This is a genomic window from Exiguobacterium chiriqhucha RW-2, assembly GCF_000416965.1.
Lineage (GTDB): Bacteria > Bacillota > Bacilli > Exiguobacteriales > Exiguobacteriaceae > Exiguobacterium > Exiguobacterium chiriqhucha.
This window is the reverse complement of the sequence record NZ_ATCL01000012.1, coordinates 50,356-68,494: the sequence shown is the minus strand read 5'-3', so window position 1 is coordinate 68,494 and position 18,139 is coordinate 50,356. Positions and strand designations below refer to the sequence as shown.

Genomic DNA, 18,139 nt, shown 5'->3' with positions numbered 1-18,139 from the left:
CTATTGTTAATGACTGTTTGATATAATTTGGAAAAGGAGAGATATCATGAAACCACTTTTACGAATTTCAAAAGAAGATCTACAAAAACATATTAAAAATGAATCGAGTTCTAGAAAAACATTATTTGTATTATTTGGATTTAAACCAGATGAATTAAAAGATCTTTCCGATCATAAACTATTAGACGACTCTTTCCCTCAACCTTTAGAAGCTTTTGAAAATTCTTCGTCTGTACTCTCAAATGTAGTGCAAAAAATGGGATCATCAGACGCGTTTTTTTGGTGCACTGCAGAAGAGTACCAGTTTTACATTTATAATCAATTAGACAATTTTTTCGATATGCAATTATTATATAACAATCTTTACCATTCTACATTTCCAATCTTTTATACCTTCGACAATTTTAGTGAGGTTCTTAGCGATTTTGAAGAAGATGATCGAGAGATTATCGCTCCTAATTTCGAAGCTGTGGTGAAATTTTATAGTAATGTAATCAAATTAGACAATGTCTACGCATCATATTCTATTGATCAAGACATTTTGGATATGCTGACTCCATTTTATCAGGATTTGCCTAATTTAAGTCAATCCATGGACAGCTATGACGCATATGATATCGTTTTAGAATTGCAAGAAGATCAAACAGACTTTTTACTTATAACAAACAAATTACTACATAGTGAAAATACACAACTAGTCAATGTCGTGCATTCAAATCAACATGATTTATTTATTAATAATTACTTCAATCGTTTATCTACCCTATTAAAATTAAACAAAAAAATCAAAATTACCTTCACTCAAAAGTCGTTATCAGTGAAAAAGTTTGATGAATCGAAATATCTTCGAGTATTAGATGAATATTTTGGATACAGCTCATTTAGAAATTTAAAAATGTACAAAGATCCTGACCATTCGAAAGAATTAATAGATGTTTCTCAGGCTCAAATCATACACGATATCGTTGAAGAAATTGATAATGCACAAAAGCAGCTACCTTTCAGAGACATTTTTATCACCTCTTCAACAGGTGCTGGAAAATCCGTAATGTTCCAACTCCCTTCTTTTTTAATTTACAAAGAACATCAATTATTAACGATCGTTATTTCACCACTTATAGGTTTAATGAACGATCAGGTCAGAAATTTAAAAGAACGTGGCATTCATAATGTTGCTACAATAAATTCAAATGTAACTCCGGCTGAAAAAGCTGAAATTCAAGAACGTATTCGAAATAAGGAAATAGCAATTTTATATATTTCTCCTGAAACACTTTTGAGTAGATCTGACATTAAAATGTTAATTGGTGAGGAAACTAAAGTAGGCTTATTTATAGTGGATGAGGCACATATTGTCACTACATGGGGAAAGGCTTTCCGTTCAGATTACTGGTATCTAGGTCCTTACCTTCAAAAGTTGCGTAAAGAAATGAAGTTTCCAATTGCTACATTCACCGCAACTGCAATTTATGGTGGAGAAGAGGATATGTATAAAGAAACTCGTGATAGTTTGGGATTAATAAACCCTAAGTTTTATCTTGGGCAAGTGAAAAGAAATGACATTCAAATGAAGATCGATACTCATTCAAAAGATTTGAAAACAAATGAGTACCGCCTTGCAAAATTTGAATTCGTTTCGAAACGATTAAAATATTTTATGAAACAAAATTCTAAAGTGCTAGTATACTTCCCGACAATACCTCTTATCAATCAGCTGCAAACTTACATTGAAGAGCACCACCCAAGGCTCTCCAAAGAAATTGTCGTATATTTTGGGAGTTTGAATAAAGCAAATAAAGACGAAAATCATCAAAAGTTTGCTAACGGCGATTCAAAAATAATGTTCGCCACTAAAGCATATGGAATGGGTATTGATTTACCTGACATCAATGTCGTATATCATTATGCACCGACAGGAAATGTTTGCGATTATGTCCAAGAGATTGGTCGAGCAGCTCGAGATGAATCCATTTCAGGTCATGCATACTTTGACTTTTTGAAGAACGACTTTTCTCATATTAAAAGGTTACATGGTATGTCTACAATTCGAAAAAGTGAATTACAACTTGTTGCCCAAAAAATTTATAACATTTATAAAGAAAAAAAGCGTGCCCGTAACTTGTTAGTAAACGTGGAAGACTTTGCTTATATCTTCACATCCAATAACCGAATTGAAGATACCGACGTGGAAGGGAAATTAAAAACCGCTTTGCTTTTAATTGAAAAAGATTTTGTGAACAAGTTCGGTTTCGCTCCCTTTGTAGCCCGTCCTCGCGGCTTATTTTCTAGAGAGTACTTTACAGTTACACCTCAGGGAGAAAAACTTTTAAGACAAAATCAGAACCGTGAATTTGCTCGTTATATTCGTCCAATTAACTCCAATCTACATAGCGCGATTTACGAACTCAATCTAAAAGAAATCTGGGAAAAAAAATATCGTAAACTTTCATTTCCAGACTTTAAACGAAGATTTCATGAGCATGATGAAATGATTAAATTGAATTTCTTAAATGAAGTAGATCCTACATTCATTTTGAATTTCCAAAGTCAACACACACTTGAATACATTATTGCTCAGTTTTCTCAGAAACTTCAAAGCATTAATCAATTCTTCAGTCGTTATGCTTTAACTAATACGTATTTCCAACCGGAGCATCTAAAGGATTGGATTCAAAAGTCTTTAAAGATTGATAAGTATGAAGCATCTAGCTTAGCTCAAATTATTCTTCATTCAATGGTAAGATATAACACACTCAATTCCGCTACGAATGCAAAATCAGTGATTAAACCCAATGAAATATCCGGTTATCAAGTGGGATCTACTTATGAAGACTTCTTTAAATTTATACAAAAGCAGGCTTCTCACTATTTAAGTTCTCAAGCTGATCGGCAAGAAGATGGAAGTTACAATATCTATTTATCAAAAAGTGTACGCAAACCGATGGACCGATTAACCATTACGTTTGGAATTCTTGAAGCTTTAAAATTAATTAATTATCAATTGCAAGGTGGAAACACTCCTGAAATTTATATACGTATAAACTCCACTCTTACTCTTGAGAGTTTGATAAAAAATCCAGAAAAGTACCAAAATCAAATTTTAAATAATGTTCACTATCGTCACAAATTATCAATTGCGATGCTGAAGCACATTTTTGAAAACAAAATGGACACTGCTACGTTTTGGGAAGTAATTGAAGATTACTTTTTAGGTAAAATCCCTCAAGCTGTACTGATAGAAGCTAAAGAATTAAAGTGATACTCACACCATAAAAGTTAGCCGCAATGTGCTAACTTTTATGGTTTTTTTGATAAATGATTTAAGAATGCAAACTATAATATAAGAATCAGATACAATATATAAAATATTATTATTCTCACAGGAGGACTTATGAATTTTTTCATTGTTATGCAAAATGACATTTACGATCAACAAATGAAAGATAAACTTATACAATGCCCTCAAAAAGACTCTTTCGGTAACATTCCCCACTATTATTCAAGGATGATTGAATTACAAAAAAACGATCGCATTTTTCATTACACAAATGGGAGTATTGTTGCAATAGGGACTGTTGAAACAAATACATCTATTAGAGAATTTGAACAATCTCATTATTTTTTTGTTCCAGTGGATTATCAGATATTGAGTCATCCACTACATATTCGGACTCATTGGGCAGAAATTGAAAGTCGGCTCCCTGTGGAATACGCACCATTTCAAAAAAATGGTGCGGATAATACTGGCTATTTATACCCTTGTAATGACTTTCTCGCCTCTTCATTAATTAATAATATTGCTGTTCAAAATAGCAATTTAGAATTAGATGATATTAATCAATTAACTGAAAAACGTGCAATCGCAAACATGCGGATCGGGCAAAATCTCTACAAGGATCGACTATCTATCCTTTGGAATAATGAATGTGCAGTATGTGGAATTAACGTGCCAGAACTTCTTAAAGCTTCTCATGCGAAACCTTGGAAGGACTCTACTAATAAGGAACGCTTGGATCCCTATAATGGATTACTATTATGTGCACATCATGACGCTTTATTCGACAAAGGTTTAATATCATTTAATGAGCTCGGCAACATGTTACTGTCTCATAAAGTTTTAAACGTCATTCCGGAAATACCAAACATATCCTTATCATCGAAAATCACACTGTTCGAGGAAAATAAAAAATATCTCCTTTGGCATCAATCATACGTATTTCAATGAATTCTCATAACTATGAAAGTTTATATCAAACACAAATCTTTAAGACCATTTTTAGTATAAAAAATGAGCAAGTCATTATCATCATCGCAATATCCTATTTTATAGTCGTATTTAAATTCCTAGTAATAATGAAATCCCTAGGATTCCAGATCTTTATAGTGCTAAATTTTGTATGAGAACGATTTAATCACTTTATTTCCATATTAATTTATAGATGACTCTGATTAATTTATATTAGTAGAATTGACCATCAATGAGCTTTGATTATCATAATCTATTTAATTCAATTAAGAAGTAAAAGTATGCGCCGGCGCATACTTTTTATAAAAACTTACGGTATTTGAAATAATTTAAATTGGGTAAAAATATATGACTTAATTTGTGCTATATTTATCCTTAGAAGAGGTGATCAATATGGAGACTCAATCAACCTCCAATGGCCGCTCGCAACAACTCATCATTTCTCAAGCGGTCACGGCTATTCAAAGGCATCGCATGGAGGAGATTCTCCACAGCGTGTCTATCTTTGATATCCAGGAATTCGTCACGACACTTTATCAAGAGCACTATCAATTCGAAAATTTAGAGGCTTCTTATAAGAAGATACGTTATCATTCATTCAACAAACTAAAGAAACGATGGGTGCAGGCTGCCATCCGAAACTACGAAGAGGGGCGTGGCCCGAAGAAAGAATTGCGTGCCCGATTCGAGATGATTACCGCATATCATCATTTGGTCGGCCCTGAAGCCTTCCTGAAAGAGTTTCACGTGAAAACCATCGACGATTATATGCAACAATGCATCCTAGAATTGAAAGAATGGGCTGAGAATCCGAATCTGTTAATCCATACGTATCCTTACTGGTCCCAAAAGACAGTGAATCAGAAAAAGACCTCACTCAAGACGGATGTTTTGATGATTCTATGGGAGGTCGCCAAAGAAGTAGATCTCAACCAGCCGACTGCGCACCACTCTCCGACGCTCGCCGTCGATATCCCGTTCTTCGGTATGTCCGACCGCATCAAGAACCAGACAGACCTGTTGGATGAGAAACTGAACGAAGCGTCGCAGCTGAATCTCGAGCTTCAAAACTATGACACGGTGATCCCGAAATACAAGAAGGGGATTCCCGACCACCTCTCGGTCCTCGTCAGCAAAGAATTCATCCAAGAATTGAATGGGAAGGTACCGGACCTTGACTCGAAAGACTTCGAAGCCTTCACAGAGATTCTCGCATATCGGGACATGACGTTCCAGACTAGCCGGAAAATCATCTTCCCGCTCTCGCAGCTCGTCAAGAAGCTGTATGCGAACGATAGTGGGAAAAGCTACGATTTGACGACGCAACGTCTCATGAAGCTCGGTTATTATCGGGTCGCAGGACACAACGAGGACGGGGACTTCTTCATCCGAGGCCTGTTCTCCTCGGTGACCATTAAAAATGCGACGACATTAGCCGAGAGCCAAGTCATCGTCACGGTCAGTGAGGAAATCTACGACGACCTGTTGAAACAACAGATCGTCAGCATCTACGGGGAACAGATCGAACAATTGAAAGGCAGTTTCGCCTATCACCTAGCCTTCGTCCTACAAAAAGAGCGGATGAGCTCTATCCAGACAGGGGAGCAACAACCCGTCCGAAGGCACTGGCGCCAATTTACCTATTCAATTCGATTCAACAAGGTCCGAAAGGCCGACAACCTGAAAGAGCTTGAGTTGAATCTGGATCGAATCAAGGAACATGATTTCATCCTGAAGGATTGGCACCGTTCCGGCGATTATTACTTCTTCACCTTCTATCCATTGGAATCTTGGGAATTGCCGGGTCATGTGGACACATTACTGTTGTAACTGTTATCTCGAAGAACCCAGTCTATCTGGGTTCTTTTTCAATTGATTTACTTCATTGTTTCACATGGATCAAGACGATTCGAATCTGACAGTGAAGTTGGAACCACCACGTCCAATGATGTCGAGTATCGTCGGGCATCCTGAATTATATCTTTGCTTGTACCGTACCAAACTTACACTTTTCTCTCATTCTTCTTAAAACATGGGGTGGTTTGAATCTACCCTCCCTAAATTTTCATCTTAAGATTCGATAGATATTCAGTCAAATCGCCTTTCTTGGTGAATATGCCTTTCCTTTATATCAGATTTCAACGATTTTGGTAACAGATGACCGTACCAAACTTGCACTTTTTGTTTTTTGGTAACAGATGACCGTACTGAAATTGCATTTTCTCATTTTGGTCACGAAACACCGTACCGAAACTACATTTTTGCCGCTTCATGGCTCTATAGAAAATAAATTTTTGAGACTCTTTTTACCTTTTTGGTAACAGATGACCGTACTGAAACTACATTTCCTTCTTTTTTGGTAACAAACGACCGTACCAAACTTACACTTTTTCTTTTTTGGTAACAAAACACCGTACCGAAACTACACTTTTCTCTTTTTCAACTAAAAAAATCTACTCTATTTTCTACAGAAATGGCACTATAGAGCGGATGAATCAACTTTGGTAACAAATGACCGTACTGAAAACGCATGTTTTCATCGGTTCAAAATGGCTTTACATCAACGCATTTTTCATTTTGGTAACAAAATGCCGTACTGAAAACGCACTTTGACACTAACTTGAAAGAGCCGGATACTGAAACTAGCATATTTTAGGATAGGGGAGGTGTAGAAGAGACGATGGAGACGAACCGACATATTTTGATTGCCAATAAACTATTGGTCGCGATGAGCGGATTGACCCGCTGGACGAAACGCGCCGATCATTACCGTTATGAGCAGCATCACTATAACATCCCGGCCTGTTTCACGGCCTTCAAATGGACCAAGTCTCGAATCCGTCATATTCTCTCTATTCTCGCCTACGCTGACGACCAAGGGAAGATTGAATTCATCGAAGACCACATGGTCGCGGATTTTGCGTGCACGTCGGTCCGCTCCCTACATAACAACTTGAAGACCTTCGAACAGAATGGCCTCATGACAGTCGTCCGTCACTTCCCAGGAGTGATTACAATCCAATTGACGGATTACCTTGAAAACTATCGTGATTTATTTATAGACGGTGCTACGGTCGGTTCGAAGACCGGGTATACGTCGGTTTGGCATGGCCTCTTGTCTGAACTGATCGCGCTTGATAATGTGAACACGTTGCGACTCGCGCTACGTACAATCGTCCAGGTCGAAAAAGACGTTCATGTCCAGTCAAATGAACAGGCCATCCTGACCTACGATGAGATCAAAGGCTTCCTTCCTAAATATTGTGGCCATAAACTCGCCATCCAAAAAATGATGTCTGGTCTCAAATTCCTTCAAGTCTCGCTTGTCGAAGACAGTAAGCGCTTCTTAAATATCGTCAAACAGAATATCTCGCTCAAGAAACGATTCCAAGACGTGACGCGACCGCTCTTACTTGAAGTCCAACTATCTGCTGCACAAGACAGTAAGCAGATCAAAGAGAAAGACCGCACTGAGGTTCAGCTCAGTTGGTTCGAGTTGCGCAAGCGCGTAGGGGAGTTCTTCGACTTTGACGCTCTCAAGGTCAACCGTGATTCACTCTTCTCGATGAGCGATACATTCGGGGCCGAGACATTCAAACGGGTCGTCGAAGAGTTAAAACAGGCATTCCTACACCATCGTGAGGACTTGGTCTACTCGAGCACCCATAAGCTATTCTTTGAGGAGCCGATCTTCTATCTCCATCAACGACTAAAAGAAAACCAGACAAAATTGGCTATCGCATGATGGTCTATTTGCCATGTTCATTTTTGAAAATATATATGAAAACGACCCATTCTTGCAGGGATTTCCCTCTGTTTGTTTTGTTTTCCATTCATTCTAAGTCATCATTGCATGTTGACTGTACCATTTTTACCTTTTAGGAAAAAAATCAAACCAAGCAGTTAAATAATCAAGAATTTGCTGAATTAAATCCTATCTTGTTTTTCAATTCTCAAATCAGGGTTGAAAAAAAATGAACCCTTTCGAACGAAACGATGGCCCTTTTGAAATATCTCTTTTCACTTAAATCGTCAGAAGGATTGGTATGACTGGCTTAAGAGACCCTCTTCTTTTTCTAATTCTATTAATCTTTATTTAACTCTCTCTAATCTATTTATATTTTTTTAACTCAGAAGAATATGGTTTTATCTCTTCTTCTATTATTTAAATCATGTCCAGATGTGCCACTTATTTCTTCTATAGAAAAGATCTACAAATATGAATGACGTTCGCAACAGGAACTTTGTATAAATACCTAGGCCAAAAATGTCTCTGTATACGTTTCGACGTCGAAACGTATACAGAGACATTTAGATTCAAAAAATCGTATACAAATCAAAATTATCAACGTATACATTTTTATATTGGATTTATCAGTGTCTTTGCTGTTTTTCTGTTGAATGCAAAGAGTGAATGTGACATGATATGAAAGAGAAAGGAGAGAGAAGATGAACATACTCACGTTTTACATATCGAAAGGTGGATCAGGCAAGACGACCTGTTCTTTGAATATGGCTTACGCATTGGGTGAGGTGGGACAACGAGTCCTCATCATTGATTTGGATCCCCAAGGCTCGCTCAGTAAGTTGATGTTAAAAGAATCCGACACGATCAAGTACATGACGATGTTTGATGTACATACACGGAATCTCGATATCCGAGAAGTCCTGTTTGATGATGAAACGTATCACGTGAGTCTTCTCCCCTCGAATGAACGAAATGCCAGGTTGATCAATTTGATCTCCGAGCAAGACAAGCTCTTTCTATTAAAGGACATGATTGCACCACTCGAGAATGAGTTTGATTGGATCATCTTAGACTCGGTCCCATCAATCAATGAACTTTCGAAAGTCGTGCTTTCGACGTCAAATATGACAGTCATCCCGTTTATGCCGAAGAAGCTTGTGTTCGATCAACTTGCGAGTACGGTAAGGACCGTACAAAAAGTGAAGAAGTTCTATAATCCGGACCTCGTCATCACGGGAATTCTTCCTGTTGCCATGGATGCTTCGTTAAAGGCAGATAAAGAATACTATGAAGCAATGGAAGCCATCGCAAAGGAAGAGGGAATAGAGATCCTTCCGATGATCAAACGATCCACATTCATTGAGAAAGCCGCAGATAGTGGCAAGAGTGTCATCCAGTACCGCTCCAAGGAATCGAAAGGCCTCGCAGAACCGTTTCGACTATTGGCCAAACAAGTCGTTCTACAGGCAGGTGGGACGTCATGAAGGCACGGAACCGAAACATTCATAAAATTAAGCCGAGTGAGCAACATCCGTATCAGAGCGGTTTGACGAATATCAGTACACTCGTTCAAAAACTTCCGGTGTCGAAAGAAGTCGAAGATCTCGTCCATGAGATCAACGAACTCTCAAAAGTTCAAACGATTTCTGTATTCGAGATCGGGAAGCGGCTCGTCATCGCCCGTTCTGAGATGCATGACAAAAAAGAATGGATCGGTTTCCTCGAAGCCGTTTCGATGTCGAGTTCTCTTGCGTCCCGGTATATCAAAGCCTATGAGACGTTACATCCACTTGAAGCATCACTTGCGAGCTTGCCCGCTTCCAAGCTGTTTGAATTGATGTATCTCGATAATGTCGAGGAAGTCGTCGAACAGGGACTCTATATCGACGGCGAGTCTCGAGGTGTCGACGAATTGACGGTCAAACAAATTCGTGAGGCCCGTAAAACACGTGAACCTGTATCGAAGGTCAAAGTCAGCCCGTTTCAAAAAACTAAGAAACCATCTGCGGTTCTTTCAGCACGAATCCCGTCGGATCTGTCCGATCAGTTCCAACAGTATGCGCATGCACAAAACAGGAGTGTAAGTGAGCTGTTGACGGAAATCATCGAGCGGACGGTGAACGACAATACCATCGACGTCACAGACGAGAAGCGAGGAGACGAATCATGAAGAAAATCGCATTGTACAATCGAAAGGGCGGCGTCGGAAAGTCAACGACCACCATCAATTTGGCTCATGCCTATGCACGTGACGGATTACGTGTCCTCGTCATCGACGCGGACGACCAGGCCTCTTCGACGAACGGGCTCGGTCTGACAAACGATTATGAAGGCAAGGTATTACTCGATTGTCTGCTTGAAGAGAACGATCCATTCTATACACCGATCGAACAGGTCATTGTGACATGCGAGTATGAGACGGGAACGGTCTATCTTGTTCCGACGAGACGTTCGGCCTCACCTAGTGACCTGACGAGCCAAATCGGGTACGAGTATCGACTCAGTGAAGAGCTCGCCAAGATTGATGAGTTGTTTGACATCTGTCTCATCGACTGTCCAGGATCGACTTCTGCCCTCAACCCCTATGCCCGTTGCGCACTCGTCGCCCAGGATCGCATCATCATGCCTGTTCAGATGCAAAAGTTCTCAATGGACGCCGTCTATTCGGCGCCAGAGGAGCTTGAAGAGATGAAACGATTCCGGGAAGACATCCATATCGCTGCCTTTATCCCGACGATGGTGAGTGCCCGCTCGAAAGGGGATGTCATGACAGTCGAAGAACTTGAAGAACTCGGGAAAGAAGTCGGTATTCCGGTTTTGACGACGATTCCTTATGCGGTGAAGGTTCAGACGTTGCAGCGAGAGTCTCGTCCTGTCATTGATCACAAAAGCCCGGCAACCGATGCCTATCTACAACTTGCTGAGGAGGTATTGTCTTTATGACACGTAATCGAAAGAAACACACACCAAAAATTTCGACGTTCAGTGCCAATCTTCCAGTAAAACAGAATCAACAAGCGACGGATAGCCGCACAGAACAAGTCGAGGCTGTGAAAGAGTTTTCTGCTACAACGACTGTATCGAACCCCTATCAAGCCCTCCCAGCGACGGGATTGTCACGTATCATCACGAAACAGCTTCCCGAAGACATGGATGGGATCGTTCAGTATTACAATCACATCGATGCAATTCAAGCGACTAGCTTTGTCGAAAAGTGTCGTATACTAGCTCATGCGAACAGTCTATTCCGTGATCCGGAAACAAAAAAAGAGTTCCAAAAAGAACAAGGAACGTGGAAAGACTTCTTAAATAAAATCGGAATGTCCCAACCACAAGTCAGTCGCTTCGTTTCCTTTTGGAACACATTCGGTCCGAATATCTTAGAGAAGACGCTCGAGCAAGATTTTAGCGCGACGAAACTTGCTGAGTTGTTGTCATGGCCAGAAGATCCAAAACTCGCTCTTCTCGAGAATAAGAAGTACTACACGTCTAGCGGAGACAAGACTGTCTACGAAATGACGCGCGAAGAGCTTCGGGAAGTGAAACGGATGTTGATCGAACGTCAAGAGCAACGCGTACTCGAAGTCGAAAGCACATCTGTTAAACCGATGCGTGTACAGATTCGTTTTACTGATTTGACAGATCCTTTATATGTTGGATTAACGGAAGCTGCAAAAAAAGAACATGTGTCGGAAGATGAGATTATCCGTCGTGCTCTTAATGCCTACTTGAATGCGGATAACGCGTGATAATTGAAGTTGATACAAAATATAGCCCACTAAGGTTCCTTTTACGTCGAATCAAAGTGGGCCACTTTACTTAGGAGGAACATACATGTCTTACTCCATTCAATACAAGGATGTAGAAAGTATTATTGATACCTTGTTAGTCCTGGATACTTTTTGTGCATCAAAGAACATCGAAGTCGAGTTTGTCGTAGTGGGCGCTTCAGGGATCCTCCTATTCATCGAAATGATGAATAAAGAGACGCAATATCGTCCAACTCGAGATATCGACATACGCGTGACGGAAGGAATCGTCACCCCGGAACTTAGAGCCGCGCTCCACGAATACGAGATTGAAATTGTCGAAGGTGTGATTCAGTTCCCACCGCGTGAGGATTTTAAGGAAAATGACTATCGTCATAAAATCGAAGATCTATTTGACGCTATTGATGTTTACATTCCTGATATTGAGCTACTCGCATGTACTAAAATCTTTTCTTCTCGTCAAAAGGATCTGGAAGATCTCGAAAATACAAACCTATTGGAACTTTGCGATAAGGACAAGCTTCTTGAACTTGTCGAGGAATATCAGTCAAACATGACGTGGGAGGACCCATTTTGTAATGTCCATGACTTGGGTCGAATTTTTCAGGAAAAGGGTATATAATGAATCAAAAGAAACTTAGAGGAGGGTGACCGATGGCTAACGATAACAATGTGCGTCTCAATCGCGAGCTCACACATGAACTGAATCGCATGCAGGCAGGCGGGACGAGCTATCGTCAAGAGACAGCACTGATGGCTCTAAAGTTAAGTCGGCATGTCTCGGTCCCTGAATCGCTCCGTGATCGCGAAACCGCTCGTCGGTATGTGCGAGCCGCTCAGTTGAACGTGCACGAAGATCGGGTGGAGGACGTGGCCAAGATGCTTAGTATGGCAGCGCGGCGTGCCTACAGTACTCCCGAAACCGCATTTTCAGTAGATATGAAAGTACAGTTAGAAGAAAAGCGTAACCGATTCAAAGCCCGCGGATTACGCGTGAAATCCTAAATAGAACCACTCGTTCACTTCTAAGCAATGATTCGTGAAAATAGGTTTCTATAGAAAGAAAAAGTACTTAATTCATTCCGATACGATTGAATTAAGTACTTTTTTGCTGATTTAGATGTTATCTGGTCGATGGTTTCGTTCACGAAGGACGGCGAGTTCGATTTGTTCGTTCATACGATTTTCGAATACTTCTTTCTCCCGGCGTAAGAGCTGGACCTCAAGGTGAAGTTTTTGATTTTCTTCTTCTAATTGATCTGAGCGGCGGGTGCGTGCTTTTAAATCGTCGACTACGTCCATCAGGCTTTGGTTTTGGCGATTGAGTTGAGTACGCTCATCTTCAAGCTTTTTCAGATCTCCTTCTAGATTAAAGATTGCTCTTTTATGATGTTTTAGTTCTTCTTTAAAAGAAGCACGCTCCGTTTCTAAGGTATCGTGAGCGACTTGCTTTTCAGCAAGCAGTCGATCCATCTGATCTTGAAGTTGAGCAATCTCGGCTTCATGTGTCGAGACTTGCAGTTCGTATTCTTCTTTGAGTTGTTCTGACTCTAAAATCACGCTCTGTTCGAGGTCTTGGACCGTTTTTTTATAGCGAGAACTGATCCGTTCGTGCTCGTTTTGTTGGACTTCGAGACGTGTCGCACGTTCATGGAACAGTGCAAGCACCTGATTCAGTGCCGCTTCGAGGGCAGCGTTCTCCTCGAGAGTCAACGGATCAGGTGATTTTTTATCAGCCAACGTGATCAATTCTTCGAACAGTTGGTTCGTGGAAAGTTGTCGTTGTTCGGTCAGGCGCTGGATGTTTTCTTTTACTTCTTGTGAGACGCGAAATGACGTCACTTTGATTTCGTTTGATTGCATCAAAATCCCCACTTTATCAGTTTATGTATACGAGACTAAACACTTCATAGAACTAGATTATTATAAAATCACTTTTTCATTTTTGATACTTTCAGACATCGAATGAGTCACGCATGTTGATTGCATTTCGACGTCGAAATGTATACACGCTATATAATTTCATGTACTTTTTAAGCGATAAATCGCTTCTTAAAGCCAAAGTAGATTTTTAGACACTGTATCGATATCTACAGGTTTATCTTACCTTACTTTGATTATAGTTGTAGCTCTTAATTACTTGCTATGTAATTAAGGGCTTTTTTTAGGTTACACCAAGGATACTTACCCTGTAGGTACTCATGAAATCCAAGTGTTGAAATCATTAAACAACATTAAGACTTCGACGAAAAACAAGTGAGTGTCCTTAAACAATAATCTCTTCACAGAATTTAAAATAAATAATACAAGAAAAAATGATTTTTGTAATATGTTTTGGTAATATAAAGTGTTGTTATTTGGTAAAATTGAACTAGTATTTATAATAATAGGTTTTTAAGGTAAAGGTGGGAAAAATGTGATAAGAACTCTTGAACAACATTTACAAGAGGCGATTTATCTCGATAACAGAGGCTTTAAAGAAGACGCTAGAAAGCATTATGACCAATTAAAAGTGAATTTACATAGATTAAATACGGATGGGCTGCAACGAGTCAGTCAATTTTACGATAAATACCAAGAAGCCGAGACCGTATTTCACGCTGCCAAGCTAGGAATCGAAATGGGAGGTGATGCCAAAGTATTGGTCCCGCTATACATCGAGTCTTGGGAGAATCTTGACAGAGAATTCGAGGATTTAGAGTGGATTTTGAAAAAACTCAACTTTGATCATTTGACAAGGGAATATTTGTTAGTAGCTAGACATTTATTTGTGCAGGGTAAGGTGGAAAAAGCGTATATAATCGCATTGGAGATAGGCGAAAAGGTCGAGAGGTCGTTTCGACGAAACCCTAGTGAATATGCACTATACGTAGATTCCGTGTTACATCTTGTGGAATTGGAGCATCTGTTTGGCAATCAGACCCAGGCACGATTCCATGTGAGGAAACTCATTTTCCTCGAGAGTGAACGATTGGTCAGGGTCCAAGATATTACATATTGGGCAAGCCTTCTCGATGAGTTACCAGGTCTCGTTAAGCGTGAGGATTGGAACAAACTTTCGGAAGAGGTAACTGGAGACGTCGCGTTGGTTGCTCACTTTTATAACGAGTTGACTCAACGTGTGTTAACAAAAGCAACCGTTGAGCAGCTTGAAACAGCACGTTTTATCGATAAGGCGCTTGAAAAGAAGCGAAAGTCGTACCTAACCCTCCTTGCGAAGATGAGCGGACGGAAAGATTGGTTCAAAGGAATCTATACTGACCGTGATCAAGTACCGGATGATTTGCTCACGACCTTGCTATACGCAGATTATTTGAAGGCCGAGCAGCCGGAAGAACTAACGGGATTTTGGAAGCGAGAATTTCCCAAGCATGCGGATAAGGCTGAGGCGATCAATGCCTACTGGAACATGTCTAAAAGAACCCTCGATGAACGCGTCGAAACAAATCTCGACGATTGTTCGATCACTTTTTTTGGTGGCGGTCAGAAGATCGGTGGGACTTCCATTCTAATCAGCGTGAAAGGACATCATGTGTTGCTAGATGCTGGGATGCATCTAAATGAAGATGTCTATCATCCGGATTACTCTTTGTTGGATGAAAAGGGACTCACGTTAGATGAATTGGACGCCTTATTAATCACACATGCCCATATGGACCATACCGGTGCGATCCCGTATGTGCATAAGCAACGTTCTGATTTACCGATATATGCTACGAATCCGACAGTCGAATTGATGAAGTTGTTGCTGACGGATGCTGTTCGTATCAATGGCGGCGCTGATCCTGAAATGTATACGGAGGTCGACGTTCAGAACACACTTCTTTCGATTCGTCCCGTGGAGTTCCACCAGTCCTTTCAAGTGCCGTCAGGAGATGCCTCGTGGAAGGTGACATATTATCCTTCGGGTCATATTTTAGGAGCAGGATCCATCCATTTGGAGATAGAAGGTGTATCGATTCTCTTCACAGGAGATTATTCAATCGATGAACAGAAAACGGTACAAGGATTGCGACTGCCGTCTGATATAAAAGTCGATATTTTGATCACTGAGTCTACTTATGGATTTTTACCAACTAACGCAAGCATCGAGCGATCTCGTCAGGAGGAGTTATTCATCGAGTCTGTCAAACGGACGATGGACAAGTCAGGTTCGATGTTGATACCAGCGTTTGCAGTAGGTAGGGCCCAAGAAATCATCCTGATTCTAAAAGATGCTTTCAAAAAAGAAAAATACTTACCCTTTAATCTCTTTTTAGATGGTAGGGTGACGAACGTCTGTCGAATCTATGAACGATACTCAGAACAGAATCGCTACATTAATCCATCTGCCTTCTCAAAAGAAGATGAAGAATCATTGTTCTTTGGGGGTGGGGTTCAGTCCGCACAAGACATCTATTCAAATCGAAGAGACAGTCATTTTACCTTCGACGACTTCATGGACGACTATATCATGCCGGGAAACAACTGCATTGTGGCGAGTTCCGGGATGTTGACAGAAAACAGTGCTTCGGCACGTTACGCTGAACGTTTGATTGGTGAAGCGCAAAACACGATATCTTTCACAGGCTATATGGATGAAGAGAGCCCTGGACATCACATCCTTCAAAAAGCGAATTCTGAAGAGTTGGAAAACATCCGCATGAACGGACAGGAAAAAGAAATTCGTGCGAAGATCGAATCATTTCGTTTATCGGCTCACGCCAGCCGAGAACAGATTCTTCAGTTGATTTTGGATGTTCGGCCCAAGCGCGTCTTCCTGATGCATGGTGAGCATGAGAAACGTTTTGCGTCGACCCAGACGATTGTGACGGGGGAAAAGATTTATCCGTCCCTCATCGAATTGCTCACACCTCTTCAAGATGAGATCGAAGTCACGCCAGCGTTTAACGGAAATGAATACTTTTTAAATTAGAAGGGATTTGCCTAACATGGACATTCAATCACAAGTACTGAACGCAGTATTAAAGAATTATGGGATGAAAAACAAAAATCTTTACTCGAGCATAGAAGGGGTATCAACTGAAGAATTTGAAAATGAGTTAAAGAGACTTGAAATTTTTCAGCATAAATCTCGGGATAAGTTCGTCATGACGCTAGAAAACCTCACGGAAACAATGCTTTTTGAGAACAGGGAGAAAAGTGAATCGAATGTTTTTCCTGACTTGATTGCTGAAGCATGGAATAAATCCAATAACCTACCCATCACAAGTGATATAGCAATTACTGCACTTCAAACTACAAATCTTAATTTTCCCAATGCACGAAAAGCCTTCTTATATTTATGCGAGGGAGAACTTCAAGATTATAAAGTGTTCAATAATAAACCGAAGATGTTCGTTGAGCTCTTGCTAAAACTACTGATCAGTATCTCTAGTAAAAAACAGATGCACACTATCAAACAAGAGGTTGAGGAAGTCATGCCTTTACTCTTCGATAACATCGATACATCAGAGGTGGCGGCCATCATTAAAAGAACGGACCTCACATTTAAAATGGGCCCTTCTTATCCAAAAATGGTGACCTTCAAAAAAGAAGTTGGTTTGGATAACCTCGTATTTGCGAACGGTATAAAAGCAATCCTAGCGGATGCATTGAACGAGCGAGACGTATCAGGAGCGTTGATCACTTTAAAAGAAAAACTTGAAGATCTCAAAGATGGCAATGCACCAAAAGAAGTGTCTTTGAATCAAATTGATGTCCCCATTGAATCAGAGACTCAAAACACAGAGAACGTCGAAGTGTTCCCTGAAACGGAGGCGAGTGCTACCGACGAGATGACCCTCCAAGAGCAACCCGAAGCAACCGCTAACGGTGAGGACGTTTTGACTTCACTAGAGACAGCTCTTCTATCAGTTCAAACGGCCATTAAGCAAGTTACGCCATTGCTTGAAGACCACGACAGCAAGTCAACTTTAGAGCCATCGTATAAACTTGCTATCGCGGAAGAAGAGATAAACCGCTTAAATGTAGCCTTAGAACAGGAAAAAGAGAAGGCTGAGAAGATGGAAGAAGCCATTTATACAAAACTATTTAAGGCCATCGGCGGAGAATCGAGTGATTATTTGTTGTCAGATCTCATGGTCGAAAGCCAAGGAGAGCGACCTGAAAAAGTCCAACTCAGTCAATGGCGACTAGAGAGCTTATTCGATAAATTGGAATTTGAAATCGGGTTAGAAAAACATTCGAACAATCACGAATTGGGTGAGGTATTCACGGTTTCAAAAACTGATTTAATTAAGGATTACCACATCGACAGCCCAGTCGAGAGTCAGGATAGCATGATTCAAGTAAAGCTTATGAAGTATGGCTGGACATTGAATGGAAAAATCATTATTCGTCCACTAATTATTGAATTAAAAGGAGAACTCTAAA

The 18,139-nt window shown here is 40.3% G+C and carries 13 protein-coding genes; 12 read left to right on the top strand and 1 reads right to left on the bottom strand.

Going from position 1 to position 18,139, the window contains the following annotated elements:
* The first annotated feature begins 46 nt into the window (after positions 1-46).
* The 10 genes from M467_RS19500 to M467_RS19455 all read left to right on the top strand — a co-directional run bounded on the left by M467_RS19500 (position 47) and on the right by M467_RS19455 (position 12,769).
* Positions 47-3,259: a DEAD/DEAH box helicase gene (locus M467_RS19500; protein WP_021065823.1), complete on the top strand. Its 3,213-nt coding sequence runs from the start codon at positions 47-49 to the stop codon at positions 3,257-3,259.
* 132 nt (positions 3,260-3,391) lie between these two features.
* Positions 3,392-4,225: an HNH endonuclease gene (locus M467_RS19495; protein ID WP_021065822.1), complete on the top strand. Its 834-nt coding sequence runs from the start codon at positions 3,392-3,394 to the stop codon at positions 4,223-4,225.
* Positions 4,226-4,639: 414 nt separating this feature from the next.
* On the top strand, positions 4,640-6,076 hold the full coding sequence (locus M467_RS19490; RefSeq protein ID WP_021065821.1) for a hypothetical protein: 1,437 nt from the start codon (positions 4,640-4,642) through the stop codon (positions 6,074-6,076).
* 850 nt (positions 6,077-6,926) lie between these two features.
* On the top strand, positions 6,927-7,991 hold the full coding sequence (locus M467_RS19485; RefSeq protein WP_021065820.1) for a hypothetical protein: 1,065 nt from the start codon (positions 6,927-6,929) through the stop codon (positions 7,989-7,991).
* A gap of 704 nt (positions 7,992-8,695) precedes the next feature.
* A complete protein-coding gene (locus M467_RS19480; protein WP_021065819.1) occupies positions 8,696-9,478 on the top strand; it encodes a ParA family protein in 783 nt (260 codons plus the stop codon).
* Positions 9,475-10,164 (top strand): hypothetical protein, encoded by a 690-nt coding sequence (locus tag M467_RS19475; protein WP_021065818.1) that lies wholly within the window; start codon positions 9,475-9,477, stop codon positions 10,162-10,164. The genes M467_RS19480 and M467_RS19475 overlap by 4 nt, the downstream gene beginning before the upstream one ends.
* Positions 10,161-10,937, top strand: coding sequence for a ParA family protein (locus M467_RS19470; RefSeq protein ID WP_021065817.1), 777 nt, complete (start codon positions 10,161-10,163; stop codon positions 10,935-10,937). The genes M467_RS19475 and M467_RS19470 overlap by 4 nt, the downstream gene beginning before the upstream one ends.
* The gene (locus M467_RS19465) at positions 10,934-11,743 is read left to right on the top strand and encodes a hypothetical protein (protein ID WP_021065816.1); all 810 of its coding nucleotides are present in this window, start codon (positions 10,934-10,936) and stop codon (positions 11,741-11,743) included. Before M467_RS19470 ends, M467_RS19465 begins: the two co-directional genes overlap by 4 nt.
* An 85-nt stretch (positions 11,744-11,828) precedes the next feature.
* Positions 11,829-12,386: a DUF6036 family nucleotidyltransferase gene (locus M467_RS19460; protein WP_021065815.1), complete on the top strand. Its 558-nt coding sequence runs from the start codon at positions 11,829-11,831 to the stop codon at positions 12,384-12,386.
* A gap of 32 nt (positions 12,387-12,418) precedes the next feature.
* Complete coding sequence (locus M467_RS19455; RefSeq protein WP_021065814.1) at positions 12,419-12,769, top strand: hypothetical protein; 351 nt, start codon at positions 12,419-12,421, stop codon at positions 12,767-12,769.
* 111 nt (positions 12,770-12,880) lie between these two features.
* Here the strand turns inward: M467_RS19455 and M467_RS19450 are convergent, their stop codons facing one another.
* Positions 12,881-13,627, bottom strand: a complete 747-nt coding sequence (locus tag M467_RS19450; protein WP_021065813.1) for a hypothetical protein — start codon at positions 13,625-13,627, stop codon at positions 12,881-12,883.
* A 553-nt stretch (positions 13,628-14,180) separates the two neighbouring features.
* On the opposite strand from M467_RS19450, the gene M467_RS19445 reads away from it, so the two are divergent.
* On the top strand, positions 14,181-16,679 hold the full coding sequence (locus M467_RS19445) for an MBL fold metallo-hydrolase (RefSeq protein WP_021065812.1): 2,499 nt from the start codon (positions 14,181-14,183) through the stop codon (positions 16,677-16,679).
* Between the two features lie 16 nt (positions 16,680-16,695).
* Positions 16,696-18,138, top strand: coding sequence for a hypothetical protein (locus M467_RS19440; RefSeq protein WP_021065811.1), 1,443 nt, complete (start codon positions 16,696-16,698; stop codon positions 18,136-18,138).
* Position 18,139: the final 1 nt, after the last annotated feature.